16 protein-coding genes are annotated in these 13,706 nt (G+C 64.9%); 7 read left to right on the top strand and 9 right to left on the bottom strand.

What is annotated here, in order from left to right; all coding sequences use genetic code 11:
- Nucleotides 1-9: 9 nt before the first annotated feature.
- The 3 genes from GAK28_RS00065 to GAK28_RS00075 are packed head-to-tail and all read right to left on the bottom strand — an operon-like array spanning nucleotide 10 to nucleotide 4,098.
- On the bottom strand, nucleotides 10-921 hold the full coding sequence (locus GAK28_RS00065) for a hypothetical protein (RefSeq protein WP_291773548.1): 912 nt from the start codon (nucleotides 919-921) through the stop codon (nucleotides 10-12).
- Nucleotides 918-3,218 carry a M1 family metallopeptidase gene (locus GAK28_RS00070; protein WP_291773549.1) on the bottom strand — a complete coding sequence of 767 codons (2,301 nt, stop codon included), beginning with the start codon at nucleotides 3,216-3,218 and terminating at the stop codon, nucleotides 918-920. The genes GAK28_RS00065 and GAK28_RS00070 overlap by 4 nt, the downstream gene beginning before the upstream one ends.
- A 13-nt stretch (nucleotides 3,219-3,231) precedes the next feature.
- Nucleotides 3,232-4,098 (bottom strand): 2OG-Fe(II) oxygenase, encoded by an 867-nt coding sequence (locus GAK28_RS00075; RefSeq protein WP_291773551.1) that lies wholly within the window; start codon nucleotides 4,096-4,098, stop codon nucleotides 3,232-3,234.
- A 127-nt stretch (nucleotides 4,099-4,225) separates the two neighbouring features.
- Here GAK28_RS00075 and GAK28_RS00080 point away from each other — a divergent pair, with 127 nt between their 5' ends.
- Entirely contained in the window at nucleotides 4,226-4,633 is a 408-nt protein-coding gene (locus GAK28_RS00080; protein WP_291773553.1) for a DUF3224 domain-containing protein, read from the top strand.
- On the opposite strand, the gene GAK28_RS00085 is transcribed toward GAK28_RS00080, so the two are convergent.
- The gene (locus tag GAK28_RS00085; RefSeq protein WP_291773555.1) at nucleotides 4,609-4,869 is read right to left on the bottom strand and encodes a GIY-YIG nuclease family protein; all 261 of its coding nucleotides are present in this window, start codon (nucleotides 4,867-4,869) and stop codon (nucleotides 4,609-4,611) included. The genes GAK28_RS00080 and GAK28_RS00085 overlap by 25 nt on opposite strands.
- A 32-nt stretch (nucleotides 4,870-4,901) precedes the next feature.
- On the opposite strand from GAK28_RS00085, the gene GAK28_RS00090 reads away from it, so the two are divergent.
- Nucleotides 4,902-5,945, top strand: coding sequence for a PLP-dependent aminotransferase family protein (locus GAK28_RS00090; RefSeq protein ID WP_291773557.1), 1,044 nt, complete (start codon nucleotides 4,902-4,904; stop codon nucleotides 5,943-5,945).
- On the opposite strand, the gene GAK28_RS00095 is transcribed toward GAK28_RS00090, so the two are convergent.
- Complete coding sequence (locus GAK28_RS00095; protein WP_291773559.1) at nucleotides 5,946-6,734, bottom strand: tRNA threonylcarbamoyladenosine dehydratase; 789 nt, start codon at nucleotides 6,732-6,734, stop codon at nucleotides 5,946-5,948.
- Nucleotides 6,735-6,828: 94 nt separating this feature from the next.
- Here GAK28_RS00095 and GAK28_RS00100 point away from each other — a divergent pair, with 94 nt between their 5' ends.
- The 5 genes from GAK28_RS00100 to GAK28_RS00120 all read left to right on the top strand — a co-directional run bounded on the left by GAK28_RS00100 (nucleotide 6,829) and on the right by GAK28_RS00120 (nucleotide 11,203).
- On the top strand, nucleotides 6,829-7,218 hold the full coding sequence (locus GAK28_RS00100; RefSeq protein WP_291773561.1) for a cytochrome c: 390 nt from the start codon (nucleotides 6,829-6,831) through the stop codon (nucleotides 7,216-7,218).
- A gap of 34 nt (nucleotides 7,219-7,252) precedes the next feature.
- Complete coding sequence (locus tag GAK28_RS00105) at nucleotides 7,253-8,629, top strand: HAMP domain-containing sensor histidine kinase (RefSeq protein ID WP_291773563.1); 1,377 nt, start codon at nucleotides 7,253-7,255, stop codon at nucleotides 8,627-8,629.
- The gene (locus tag GAK28_RS00110) at nucleotides 8,629-9,666 is read left to right on the top strand and encodes a response regulator (protein ID WP_291773565.1); all 1,038 of its coding nucleotides are present in this window, start codon (nucleotides 8,629-8,631) and stop codon (nucleotides 9,664-9,666) included. The genes GAK28_RS00105 and GAK28_RS00110 overlap by 1 nt, the downstream gene beginning before the upstream one ends.
- Nucleotides 9,667-9,940: 274 nt before the next feature.
- Complete coding sequence (gene cqsA, locus GAK28_RS00115; RefSeq protein WP_291773567.1) at nucleotides 9,941-11,038, top strand: alpha-hydroxyketone-type quorum-sensing autoinducer synthase; 1,098 nt, start codon at nucleotides 9,941-9,943, stop codon at nucleotides 11,036-11,038.
- Between the two features lie 30 nt (nucleotides 11,039-11,068).
- Complete coding sequence (locus GAK28_RS00120; protein WP_291773569.1) at nucleotides 11,069-11,203, top strand: hypothetical protein; 135 nt, start codon at nucleotides 11,069-11,071, stop codon at nucleotides 11,201-11,203.
- A 31-nt stretch (nucleotides 11,204-11,234) separates the two neighbouring features.
- Here GAK28_RS00120 and GAK28_RS00125 read toward each other — a convergent pair whose 3' ends face one another.
- The 4 genes from GAK28_RS00125 to GAK28_RS00140 all read right to left on the bottom strand — a co-directional run bounded on the left by GAK28_RS00125 (nucleotide 11,235) and on the right by GAK28_RS00140 (nucleotide 13,649).
- The gene (locus GAK28_RS00125; protein WP_291773571.1) at nucleotides 11,235-11,540 is read right to left on the bottom strand and encodes a DUF962 domain-containing protein; all 306 of its coding nucleotides are present in this window, start codon (nucleotides 11,538-11,540) and stop codon (nucleotides 11,235-11,237) included.
- A 14-nt stretch (nucleotides 11,541-11,554) separates the two neighbouring features.
- Nucleotides 11,555-12,430 (bottom strand): pirin family protein, encoded by an 876-nt coding sequence (locus GAK28_RS00130; protein ID WP_291773573.1) that lies wholly within the window; start codon nucleotides 12,428-12,430, stop codon nucleotides 11,555-11,557.
- Between the two features lie 56 nt (nucleotides 12,431-12,486).
- Nucleotides 12,487-13,344, bottom strand: coding sequence for an alpha/beta fold hydrolase (locus tag GAK28_RS00135; protein WP_291773574.1), 858 nt, complete (start codon nucleotides 13,342-13,344; stop codon nucleotides 12,487-12,489).
- A 101-nt stretch (nucleotides 13,345-13,445) separates the two neighbouring features.
- On the bottom strand, nucleotides 13,446-13,649 hold the full coding sequence (locus GAK28_RS00140) for a cold-shock protein (protein WP_089973954.1): 204 nt from the start codon (nucleotides 13,647-13,649) through the stop codon (nucleotides 13,446-13,448).
- Between the last annotated feature and the right edge of the window lie 57 nt (nucleotides 13,650-13,706).

The following is a 13,706-nucleotide window of genomic DNA, read 5'->3' on the forward strand; positions in this document are numbered from 1 at the left end:
GCCGGCCCGCTAGAGCGCCGGCGCGAAATCCGTGCGACGCCGGCGATGGGCCGGGTTCGTGGTCGCCAAGCTTGCAAGCGCCAGCAGACGTGCCGTCTTCGTCCACGCCACGATGGCCACGCCCAACTGCACAATGAGGAAGGCGCCAAGCACTCCCATCCCCACCGCCGTCGTATGGCCGCGCCATGCAGCGACCGCGACCGAGCCGGCGCCACCGACGATCGTGATCGCGGCATAGGCGAAAAGGTTGGCGAACGGACGTCGGCCGACCTGTAGCAGACCGCGCCCCATGGCTCGGAACGCCGAGCGCAAGCCGATATCGGCAATGAACTGCGCGCGTGCCGACTCCACCACCGCCTGCACGATGCCGAAACAGGCGGCTATCACGGCCATGCCGCCATACTGGTACCAGCGTGCATGCGATTCGAGCAACGCCATGTCGACCCGATCGTCCGCCAACGAAGATACGCCGCGCGCCACGGCAAAGAACACCGCATAGGGCAACAGCGCCAGGATCGACAGGCGCAGCTGCCGGCCGTATTCCGTCGCGCCACCCTGGAGCAACGCGCCGAAGCCCAGCGCACGACCGGCCCGACCCGTGGCCACCGCCATACCCGTGAGGAAAGGGGCAAAAGTCAGCATAAGCAGCAGGCCGGCAAGAAACGCAGCGCCGGTCTGCGGGCGTCCACGCAGGGATTCGTACACGTCACCGAACATGAGTCCGTCGAAATGGACCGCCCAGGCCTGCGCGTGCACGGAATGCGCCAGCAGCTCGTCCAGCGCCTTCCACAGGGGAAGCGCCACGACGAGCGTCGGCAGCAACGTCACGAGCATCCACACAATGACGAGCCGCCATTGCAGCGCATCGAGGGCGCCGCGACCGACGCTGGCGAAGGCGGAGCGAGGGGCGCGCGTGTTCATAGGGTTCCCAGCAGTGCGTAGATGCCTTGCAGCAAGGCGGCGAAGTCCGATCCCCAGCGCGTCGACGCCGAATGGTCCGCCTTTACCGTGCGGCTGTCGTTGAGCTTGTTGGCATCGAGGTAGATACGGCGTTCGGGATCCAATTCGGCCGATACGCCCCTGGCTGGGCGCGTGAACGTGAAACGCGCCCAGCGCCGCCCGTCGTTCCATGCCACGGTGTCGCTCGAGCCATCGGCGAAATTCACCTTCAGCGACTGCGGAACGGCCTCGCCGTCACGCCATACGGTCACCGTCGTCCGCCACGGGAACGGACCTTCCCCCGGGCCAGCGCTGGGATGGGCAGCCTCCCACGCTTTCCGCTGCCGCTCGATTGCCGCTTCGTTGTCGTCGGGAGACGTTTCCACGCGCTTGCCGTCCTTCAGGGCCATGCCGGCCAGCGGCAACACCTCCTCCGTGACGATATCGCTCACCCGATCGTCGACACGCGCCGTACCATGGACGTAACGGGAGAAGATCTCGTCCACCACCTCCGGCTTGCCGGAGGCTTCCACGAGACTTTGCCGGAAGTCGGCAATGGAAGGATGGCGGAACTTCCATCGCTCGTAATAAGCGCGAAATGCCTTGTCGATCACCTCGCCGCCGAGCCGTTGCTCGAGGTCGTGCATGGCGGTCGCGGTCCGCGAGTACACCGTGCCGTATTCGGCACTGGAAAGCCGGTTCCAGGAATTCTGGCCCAGCGGGTCGGCGGCATGCGACAGCAGCGCGGTCATGCGCTCGAGCATGAAGGGACCCATCTCGGGATCCACGCCGAAGAAACGCCAGAACGGTTTCGTGAGATGCACGCCCTGCTTACGCTCACGCAGCATGCGATCGTCCCAGAACTCGTTGAGGCCTTCGTCGAGCATAGGCTCCTCGAATTCGTTCGAAGCCAGCAGTCCGTAGAAATAACCGTGTCCGAATTCGTGGATCGTGGTGAAGTCGATCAGGAATTCGGTCAGCGTCTTCGGCTCGACACGCAGCGCATTGTCCACCGTGTAGAACGTGGGGTACTCCATCCCCCCCGCCTCCTCACCGTGGAAGGGCGGCACGATCGCCGTGACCGTGCGATACGGGTACGGACCAAGCGTGCGGGAGAAGTAGCTGAGCGAATCGGTGCTCGCCTTGAGGATCGGACCGGCCACTGCCTCGTATTCCGGCGGATAGACCACGCGCACCTTTACCGGCGGACTGCCGGGCCCGTTCCACGTGGTCTCGCGCGAAAGAAAGCCAGGTGCCGCCATCCAGGCGAAATCGTGCACGTCGCCCTGGACGAAGTGCCAGGTCGCCTGGTCGCCCTCCACCACCGGCGCGCCCTGCTGCTCGCCCACGGCCGCCACCACGAAGTCCTTCGGAACCGTGAGCTGCACGTCGTAGTCGCCGAAATCGGCGTAGAACTCGCTGTTGAAATGAAACTCGTGCACGTTCCAGCGCGGCTCCGTAGCACCGCGCTCACCCGGCAACTCCAGCACGCCGATCTTGGGGAACCACTGCGCCACGAGATGGAAGGCCCCCTGGTAGCCCGTACGTGAGACGACCTTGGGCAATTGAGAGCGGAAGGTCATGTCCAGCGAGACGGACGCGCCGGGTGCCACCGGCTGCGCGAGATCCACGCGCACGACAGTGTGGTCGGTATCGGCGCCGCCATCCGGATGAACATAACGCCAGGCCAGCGAGGCGCCGTCCTGGTCGATGGACGACAGATCGATGTATCCCCATTCGCCCTTGCCGATGTCGCCCGATCCACGCGAGCGCCCTTCCGAGAGCAGGCGACGCTCAGTAAGGAACGTGCTGCCTTCGTTCTCGAACGCGTTGAGGTACATGTGCAGGAACACCGCGGACACCGGCCGGTCGCTGCGGTTGCGCCAGGTCAGTTGCTGGCGCCCTTCCACCACGTGGTGCTGGGCGTCGAGGCGCGCCTGGATACGATAGGAAACGACACGATCGGACAGGTGCTCCTGCCCCTCATGGCGAGGGCCACCCCATGCCTCGGGGGAACTGGGCTCAGTCACGTAGGCCGCGTCACGCGAAGCGAAGGGGATCTCGATCGGATAGGCAGGTGGCGCGACCGAGGTGGTCGCCGCCGGCACGGACGGAACGACCGGCGTGTCCTGCGACCAGGCGCATGGCGCCCAGAGGATCAGGCAGGACAGAACTCCACGCATCACTTCGCTGGCGGCCATTCGGCGCATCGACACACTCCCCTGGAATCCATCGAGATTGATCGAGCGCACGATACGTCGATATAGGCCGAAGGTCATGCCTTCGACGAAATCAGGGGAACGTCCGCTCCCGCATCCACTTGGTCACGATCCACTTCTCGCCACATGTCACGGGAGCACCACCGTGGAGAGTCATCGGGTCCAGCCGACCATCGGCGGACGCATACTCGAAATACAGACCCTGGCCCTTGCGTGGCACGTAGCTGAAATCGACACGGGGGAAGATCGTCTCGCCACCACCTTCGACATCGTTGAGATACATGATCAGCGTGGCGACGCGCTGGCCACCCTCGCGCATGCAGGCGATACCGCCCGCCTCGTTGGGGTCGAAGTAATCGAAGTGCGGTTGGTATTCGCCACCGACGCCGTAACGCATCACCTGCAATCCTTCGCCGCGCTCCTCGGGCCAGCGCATGATCCGGGAGATGCGGGCATCCAGGCGCGCGACGAGTTCGTTTTCGCCACGCTGGAAATAGGCGCCGTCGCTCGTGCGGATGTCCATCACCACGGTGCCGCCCTGCTGCCCCCCGACCACCATGGAGCGCTTGAGTCGTGCCGCGGCCATGTCGCGAAACGCGTCGCACTCCTCGATCGACAGTACGCCGTCGAGCACGGCAACGACCGGCTGTGCAAGGCGGACAAGCACGCGGACATCGCGATCCCCCGCATCGATGACATGGCCCTCGTCGAGGCGTCCGCGCCACGGGCGCGATGCTGGCTGCGCGGCCGACACAGCCTGCCCTTCGATCCGCTGCCGCGCCTCGTTGACCGCCGTCCACGACGTACGCTCGTCAAATCCGTTGTCGATCAGGGTCTGGAGCACGTCGATCGCACGGGCGTCAGCACGCAGCGAATCGTCGATCCAATGGCCCCAGTCGGGCGGAATGCGCATGTGTCGGGCGTGCGAGGTGGCTTCCATGGCGTTGCCTCCCTTGTCAGAGGGACGACCCTGTCCCATCGTGTACGGAGCGGGCCGTCGAGCCTGCTTCGGCGCGACAACCGCGACAGCGCATCCTAGCCGCTCCACGAACCTGACCGGTAGCCCCATGACCCTGACCGCATATGGCGTTTTCGACGTAAAGATCCTCCCTGCCGGCACCGCCGAAGGCGCCGTCGACCATCTCGGCACCCTGGCGCTCGACAAGCACTACCACGGCGACCTCGACGCTGCGGCGAAAGGGCACATGCTCACGGCGGTGAGCGCGAGCGTGAAGGGCTCGGCGGCCTACGTCGCCGTGGAGCGCGTCGACGGAACCTTGCATGGCCGAAAGGGTGCGTTCTCGCTCGTCCATCGCGGCATCATGTCGGGGAACAGCCGTGAACTGCATGTCAGCATCGTGCCGGATTCGGGCGAAGGCGGCCTCCAGGGCATCGCCGGCACGCTGCAGATCGTCATCGACGCGGATGGCACGCACCGCTACGAGCTCGACTACACGCTGCCTTCGTCGCCCTGAATCCCCAGCCAGGCCAACTTCCGCCCCTTCGGTAGCCGCTTCAATGCGTATTCGGCCTTCGACGCAGCGGACCGGTCGGGGAACGGACGCGAACCAAGCAGGCGCACGGGGGGATGGGCACGCGTGTACCACGCACCCTTGCCCGCCACATGCGCGGCGTAGCGCGCGGCAAGGTCGTTGGTGATACCCGCGTACCACGCTCCGTTACGGCATTCGATCAGATAGACGCACCACATGGCCGCAAGGGTAATGTGCCTACAATGCCGATATGCGTCCCTTCTACGATCTTGCCGTCAACCTGCCGCTGCGCTCGGTCGTCGCGAGCCGGCTGACCCACCGCCTGCATCGGCACGCTGTCGATACCGACACGCTGGGTTACCCGTACCCCGCGGGACACCCCCGGGTGCTCGCGGCCATCGCGGGCTGGATGGATCGCCATGGAAGTCCGGGCGCCGTTGATCGGCTCACGCTCACCCTGGGCGCACGACATGCGCTTTCCCTCGCCCTGGACATGACCTGCGCGAAGGGCGATGTCCTCCTCATGGAGGCGTTGACCTATCACGGCTTCCGCGGCGTCGCCGAGGCACGTGGCGTGCGGATCGCTCCCGTCGCGATGGATGAGCAGGGCTTGCTACCCGCCGCCTTGGCGCAGGCCGCCCGCACGACAGGCGCTCGCACGGTCTACGTGCAGCCAACGCTGCACAACCCCACGACCGTCACCATGCCCACAACGCGTCGCCACGAGATCGCGGAAGTGGCGACCCAGCTCGGACTCACGATCATCGAGGGCGATGTCTACGGGCCGCTTGCCACGGATCGTCTTCCGTCACTGGCCAGCCTCGTACCCGAACGCTGCTTCCACGCGGGCGGCATCGGCAAGGTACTCGGCCCCGGCCTGCGTGTCGGCTGGCTGATGGCGCCTAACCCGGAACGCCACGCCCAAGTCGTCCGCACCGTCACCGATGCCACCGACGGGCTGCCGGCACTATGGCCTGCCATCGTCGCCGACTGGCTTACGGACGGCACGGCGGACGAGCTTCTGGAGACGCTCAGGACAGCACTACGCGAACGTAACGCGCTGGCGCGCTCGATCCTGGGCGAGGCACTGGTGACGGCGGACGGGCTTCACGCGTGGCTGCCATGCGCCGACGCCGAGGGCTGGGCCACCCGAGCGGCACAAGCAGGCATCAAGACGACGCTGGGTCGACGGATCGGCGACGACCAGCCTCAAGGGCTAAGACTGAGCCTGGCGACGGAAGAGGATCCGGAGCGACTGACAACTGCCCTGCGGACCCTCGCCGCCCTGCGCTGATCAGGCCTTGACGGCCTTGGTGAGCTTTTCCAGGGCCTTGCCGACGGCGGCAAAGGCAAAGGCGCCGGTCACATGGGTGGCCGCGCCGAGCCCACCGCCGCAGTCGAGCTTCAAGGCATCGCCACCCGGCGGACGCACGCCGCAGACACTGCCGTCGGCCTGCGGATACTGGACATTCTGCAGCGAATAGACGGCGGACACACCGAAGAAGCGATCAGGGTTGCGGGGGAAGCCGTGATCCTGGCGAAGCTTCTTGCGGATCATGCTGAGCATGGCGTCATGCTCCGTCCGCGACAGGTCCCGCACACGGATCATCGTCGGATCGGTGCGGCCACCCGCAGAGCCCACCGTCACCAGGGGCAGCTTGCGCCGTCGGCACCAGACGATCGTCTCCAGCTTCACCTTGAGGGCGTCGCAAGCATCGATCACCACGTCGTATCCCCTGTCGAGCAGGTCGTCGAGATTGGACGGGGTAAGGAAGCTCTCAACCGCCTCCAGGCGCAGCAGCGGGTTGATGGCATGGGCGCGCTCGGCCACGACACCCACCTTGAGCTTGCCGTACTGGCCGTCCAGGGCATGCAACTGCCGGTTGGTATTGGAGACGCAGACATCGTCCCCGTCGATCAGGGTCAACCGGCCGATACCGCTTCGTGCCAGGGCCTCCGCGGCCCAGGATCCGACGCCACCGACGCCGATCACGCAGACATGGGCGTCGGCGAGGCTCTGCAGGCTGCCTCGACCGTACAACCGTTCGATGCCGGCGAATCGCTCGGCCTGGGCGCTGCTCACGGGAATCTCTGCTGGGGACAAAGGGGCTATTCTCTCATATTGAAAGAACCGGACCGTCGGCTATGCTGGCAGTCTCATGGTCCATGGAAATCCGATGCGCGCCCTGCTCCTCGTCCTACTCGGTCTCGCCATCGGCGCGATCGGAGCGACATTCGCCCTGTCGGCGTTGCGGCAGGGCACGCCCTACCACAAGGCCGTGATGGCGGTGATGCAGCATCACATGGGCGCGCTGCGCGAAGACGTGCGGGCGAACCGCTGCGAAGCCAAGGGCACCGCGGCCCACCTGGGACGCATGCGGCAGGACGCGGGCGACATCGGGGCGGCCTTTCCCGACATGGACAAGGGCTTTCACGACGCTACCGACCGGCTGACCGCATCGCTGGACCGCGCCCTGACGGCGGCTCCGGGCGACTGTGCGGCACTTGGTGCGGCGCTGGCACCGATCGGTGAGTCCTGCCAGTCCTGTCACCGGCAGTACCGATGAAGGGTGTTCGCCGCGAGGGCCCGGGGAGGCCAAGATGAGCCCAATGGACGACAAGCCGCCAACGCAGAAACCCTTCGTCCACATGCAGTGGTGGTTGCTCCTGCGCGCGATGGCGCGCTTCGAGACCACCATGTTCCTGCGCACACGCTACTCACAGCCCAAGATGGTGGCGATCGGCGTGGTGGGCAGCTTCTCGCTCGCGGTGTACTACCCGATCTGGGCCTACCTGTTCCCGCAGCCGTACGAAAACCTGCCGATGCGGCTGATCTGCAGCGCCACGTTCATACCACTGGCGTTGCTGCCGTGGTGGCCGCGACGCCTGCGTACCCACCTGCCCACTTACTGGTATTTCGCGATGACCGTCGCGATGCCGTTCTTCGTGGGCTACATGACCCTGCGCAACGCCACGCCCGCCTGGCTGATGACCCACCTGGCGTGCGTGATGCTGCTGATGATGCTGTTTGACATCGCCAGTTTCTTCTTGGTGTTCACCCTGGGCAGCCTGCTCGCCGCCTTGGTCTTCGCCCTGTCGCCGGACGCGCACCTGCACGGCCAGACCATGCTGGAATACATTCCCCTGCTTTTGTTCGGCATGGTGGGCGGCGCCACCTGCACGGTGTCGTCCAACATGGCCGAGCAATCGCGGATCGACGCCCTCACGGCAGCATCGAACAACATCGCCCACGAGCTTCGCACGCCGCTGGGCTCGTTGCGCATCGCCGCACGAGCCGTGGCCCGCTTCATGCCCGACCTGCTGCGCAGCCACCGCCTTGCCGAAAGCGAGGGCCTGCCGGTGCCGGAAATCCGCACCCAGAACCTGCATGCGCTGGAGCGCAGCATCGGGGTCATGGAGCGCGAGGTCACCTACGCGAACACCATCATCGACATGCTCCTTCTCTCGGCCCGGCCCATCGGCGAGGTGCCGCTGTCACCCCTGAGCGCCCGCGACTGCGTGGAGCAGGCCCTGCGCCGCTTTCCCTATGGCTCCCGGGCGGAGCGCGAGCGGATCGTGCTGTCACCGAACGGCGACTTCGCTCTCAGGGGCGAGGAGACGCTCGTGGTGCATATCCTCTTCAACCTGCTGAGGAATGCGCTTTTCCATACCGATCGCGCCGGCAAGGGCGATATCCGGATCTTCGTAGAACCTGACGAACCGGCCAACCGGATCCGCGTGTATGACACCGGCCCGGGCATCCCCCCGGATGTCCTTCCCCGCATATTCAACCGTTTCTACTCCTACGCCAGCACCAGCGCAGGCGCCGGCACCGTGACCGGCCTGGGCATAGGCCTCGCTTTTTGCCGCGCGGCGATGGAGCATATGGGCGGTAGCATCGTCTGCCGAACCAACCTGGGTGAGTTCACCGAATTCATCCTAACTTTCCCGCATCCAGATTCCGGGGACCGGCAGTGATGACGTTGAACTCGCAGGGCGATATCCAGCCCTTCCATTTTCCCACCACCACGGTGCTGGTGGACGACCACGAGGAATACCTCGACGTCGTGCCGCTGCTGCTCGACCCCATGGTCCGCGTACGCACCTTCAGCTCCCCGCGCAGCGCGCTTGCCACCCTGGGCAACAACGGTAGCCGTCCCGTGCCCGGCGGCGGCTGGCTCTATCGCTGGAAGGACCGCCCATCCGAGACGCAGGAACTGGTGGCGCTGGACATCGACTCCATCCATCGTGTGGTCTACGACCCCGAGCGATTCGCCGAAATCTCGGTGGTGGTGGTCGACCAGGCCATGCCGGAAATGGACGGCATCACGTTCTGCAAGCGCCTGCCAAATCCCCATATCGGCAAAATTCTTCTCACTGGCCGGGCCGATGACGCCACGGCCATCGACGCGTTCAATTCGGGCGTGATCGACCGCTTCATCCGCAAGAGCGACCCGCTCGCGATCGAGAAACTGCAAACGGCCATCGTCGAGCTGCAGCGCCGCTACTTCGACCGTGCCAGCGCCTTCGTCGCCGAGACGCTCGCGCTGGGCAACTTCCGATTCCTGCGCGATCCGGCGTTCCGCGAAGTACTTCAGAGCGTCACCGCGACGTTCCAGCCCGTGGAGTGCTACGTGCACTGCAACCCGACGGGCCTGTTGTTGGTGGATGCATGGGGAATCGGTCGGTTCCTGCTGGTCCAGACCGACGAAGACCTGCGTACGCACTATGAAATTGCGGCAGATCTGGGCGCCCCCACGGCGGTTCTCGTTGCGCTGCGCAGCGGCGAGGCCCTGCCCTGGTTCGCATCTCGCGACGGCTTCTACCACAAGGGCGTGGAGAACCCGGAAGCGCACATGTACCCCGCAACGGCGGTTTCAGGCGAGCAGTGGTACTACTACGCGCTCATCGATGACGTGGAACGGTTCCGGCTCCAGCACGTGAAATCCTACCGTACGTGGCTGCGTGAACAGGATCTGAGCCTGTCAGCAGATAGTCGCCCACGCTTCATCTGAGTTGTCCAAATTTCTCAAGCAGTGCGATGTCACCGTGGCCCACTATCCGGGCCTCGGTGACATCCCCTGCCAACAGCATAGGCATTGTCGTTCATACCCGACCGGGTTAACGACGTCTCTCTGGTAAGGCACGAGGCAGGATTCGTCCGCGAATCCGTAAGGATGCCTCATCCAACATTACGCGCCGGCCGGGCGAGGTCTGCGCGCGTGCGCAGTACGCCGTGTACGGCGCACGTGGATATCGCCCATCCCCAACACCGACAGAGAGATGACCATGGAGAAAGTATCCGTTCTGCACCGCATCGCGAAGGCGCCGGCACTCCCTGATTTCGTCCATCGCAGGGTAGAGAAATTCCACAACGAACGCGTCGCCATCGACTGGGGTGGTCGTCACATTTTGCGCGGCCGCCGTCCCCAGGCCGATGCGTTGATGCTCCAGAGCAACGACTACCTGGCGATCGCCGGACACCCGGCCATCGTGGAAGCCCAACGCGACGCTCTTAGCAAGGGCGGCCTGGGCATGATGATGTCCGCCCTGTTCCAACAGGATGCCGACGAGCCGATCCATCGCGCCGAACGCGAACTGGCTCGCGCGGTGGGTAGCGAGGACGGCATCCTCGCCCAATCCGGCTATGCCGCCAACGTCGGCCTCATCCAGTCCATTGCGGAAGATCGCATACCTGTCTACGTCGACATGCTGGCCCACGCGTCGCTGTGGGAAGGCGTTCGCAGTGCGGGCGCCAAGGCCGTATCCATCCTGCACAACGACGTGACCCATCTCGAACGGCAGATCCTGCGCAACGGCCCGGGCGTGATCGTGGTCGATTCGGTCTACAGCACCAACGGCAGCCTTGCGCCCCTGGAACGTATCGCGGATATCTCCGAGGCGAACGGCTGCGTACTCATCGTGGATGAGTCGCACTCGCTTGGTACCCACGGCAACCTCGGTGAAGGCCTGGTGGCCAGCCTCGGACTCAACGACCGGGTACATTTCATCACCGCCAGCCTCGCCAAGGCCTACTGCAGCCGCGCCGGCTTCATCGCCTGCACCACAAGATTCAAGGACTACTTCGGTTGCGAGGCACTCCCCGCCATCTTCAGCTCCTCGTTGCTTCCGCACGAACTGGCCGGCCTCAGCGCCTCCCATCGCGTCATCCAGGCGGAAGGCTGGCGTCGCCATCGATTGCGCGACGTGACCCGGCATGTGCGACGGGAATTGCTGGCGTTGGGCTACCCCATCGCAGATGGCACCGAGCAGATCGTGGCCCTCGAAGGCGGCGGTGAACTGCTGACCGCCCACTTTCGCGACGTCATGGAGCGGTACGGCATCTTTGGTTCCGTGTTCAGCGCACCGGCGACCACCCTGAATTGATCGCTGCTACGTCTCACCTTGAACGCAGGCATGAGCGATACGGATGTCGAACGCCTGGTCGACACCTGCCGCGTCGCTCGCGACGAGATGCGCCTGGACGAATGGAGCGCAAGCCGCCGGGCGGCCCGGGAAGGCGTGCCGCTGCCCGTCACCGAGGTCGCGTGAAACATTTGATCATGACGCGTCCGGCTTGCGTTCAACGCAGCCGGACGCGTCCACGGAGAACATCCCAGAACATGCGCCAATCACCCATCAGGCTGTACAGCGGATGGGTGAACGTGGCGGGACGGTTCTTTTCGAATACATAGTGCCCCACCCACGCGAAGCCGTAGCCCGCGACAGGCGCGAGCAACAACCACCACGCGTTGGCACTGGCGATGGTCACGGCCACGACCAACAGCACCACCCAGCTACCGGCGAAATGCAGTCGCCTGCAGCGCAGGTCGGCATGTTCACCCAGGTAGTAGGGATAGAACTCGCGAAAGCTGCTGAACGTGGCCATGGGTGACCTCCCGATCAATACGCAGGCAAGGGAATACGCTCGTGTTCATCACCGGGCACGACGGGAAACCGCTCCGCCGACGCAGCCCAATCCGCCTTGGCCGCCTCGATCAGTTCTTTCGAGCTGGCAACGAAATTCCACCACAGATGGCGTTCGCCATCGAGCGGCGCGCCACCGAAAAGCATGACAAGCGAATCCTCCAGCGCTTCGAGCACCGGCGGCTCGCCGCCATGCGCGACGGCCATATCCAGAGCATTCAACGGCTGGTTGCCAAAACGGGCCTTACCTTCGACCACATAGGCGCCCCACTCCGCATGCTGCGCCGGCATCGACAACCGCGCACCCTGCTTCAGGCGCGCCTCGACGAAGAACATCGGTGCGAACACGCGCACGGGCGAAGTGACGCCAAAGGCATCGCCGGCAATCACCACCAATCGACCGCCATCGACGGCCACCACGGGCAGTTTGCTCGCCGGATGGTGATGGAACTCGGGCGCGATCGTTTCGTGGGTCTTCGGCAACGCCACCCACACCTGGATGCCATGCAAGTTCTGGCCACGATGACGCTCGTCAGGCGGCGTACGCTCGGAATGCACGATGCCGCGACCGGCGGTCATCCAGTTCACGTCGCCCGGATGGATATCGACATGACTGCCCAGGCTGTCGCGATGACGGATCGCTCCATCGAACAACCAGGTGACTGTCGCCAGGCCGATATGCGGATGCGGGCGCACATCCATGCCGGTGTCCTCACCAAACGCTGCCGGCCCCATCTGGTCGAAGAAGACGAAGGGACCGACATGGCGGGCTTTCAGGTGAGGCAACATGCGACGCACGACGAAACCGTCGCCGAGATCGCGCTGCTTGCCGTCGATAAGATCCACAGTCATCGTCACGCTCCGGAAAGACTGCCTGCAAGCCTAACGCAAGAGCCGTTACCGTTCCCTCAGAGGCTGTCGGCAATACGCTGAGCCAATGGTTCCGGCGCCTTCATCCATGCGAAATGATCCGCCTTCGCGCCGTCGAGATCATCACTGGACAGCACGGTGGCGACCCTCGGCGCGCCGGGCATCTTGTCGAGCAACCACTCAAGCGACGGCATGGGCGCGAGCCAGTCATCACGAAGCAGCCACGCGTGTACGGGCGCCTTCTGGCGTGACAGCGCCGACTCGAAATCCACCGGCATGCCGCGCGCAGCGTAGCGCCCTGTTCGCCCACTGCGACCCCAATCCGCAATGACACCGCGCGCCTCGTTGCCACCGAAGCCGATACGATGCCCCGGCAAACGACCGACGAGGTTCGCAAGCACCGGCGCCAACAGGTAGGCGACGTACGTCCACGGCTTGAAGCGTCGCCAGTAGGGCGCGCCGCTCGCGACAAGCACGACGCCGGACAACGGTGCCGATGTCGTTGCGGCCAGCAGGCAGGCGAGTTGACCGCCAAGGCTATGGCCCCCAACCAGCAGGGGCGAGCCGGGCGAAACCTCGCGCAGGGCATCGAGACTGCGCGGCAGGTCGTCCCCAAGCAGTTCCCGGTATCCCCAGTCCTGTCGCCGGCCAGCCCGCCGGTCGCTCGATCCATGGCCCCGCCATTCGTGCACGCCGACGGCGACACCACGCGCGGCCAGTGCCTGCGCCAGCCCCCGGTAGTGCTTTGCCGAGACGCCCATCGCCGGAACCCAGAGAAGGCTGGCCCGAGTGTCCCCGGACGGCCTGTAGAGCATGAGATCGGCCTGGGCACCGTCCGCCATGCGAAGAGGAATGCATTCCACCGAGAGGCCGGGGGTGACCTGGGGCTGACTCATGGGCTTCCTACGGACAAACAAAAACTCCCCCGGGGACAGGACCCGGGGGAGCGGAAGTCGACTCGGATGCGAGAGGTAAACCCGATCCGTCGATCGTCACCTTACTTCGGGACGACGTTATCGGCCTGCGGGCCCTTCTGGCCCTGCGTCACCGTATATTCCACCTTCTGACCTTCCTGCAGCGACTTGAAGCCGTTGCCCTGGATCGAACGGAAATGCACAAACACGTCGGGGCCACCCTCGTCCTGAGTGATGAAACCAAAACCCTTAGCGTCGTTGAACCACTTCACCGTACCAGTTGCCATTACACACACCTCTATCGAACACACAAAAACCCGGCCGACGGGCCGGCGACGTTACTG

Origin of the sequence: Luteibacter sp., from assembly GCF_009912395.1 — a bacterium.
Classification (GTDB): domain Bacteria; phylum Pseudomonadota; class Gammaproteobacteria; order Xanthomonadales; family Rhodanobacteraceae; genus Luteibacter.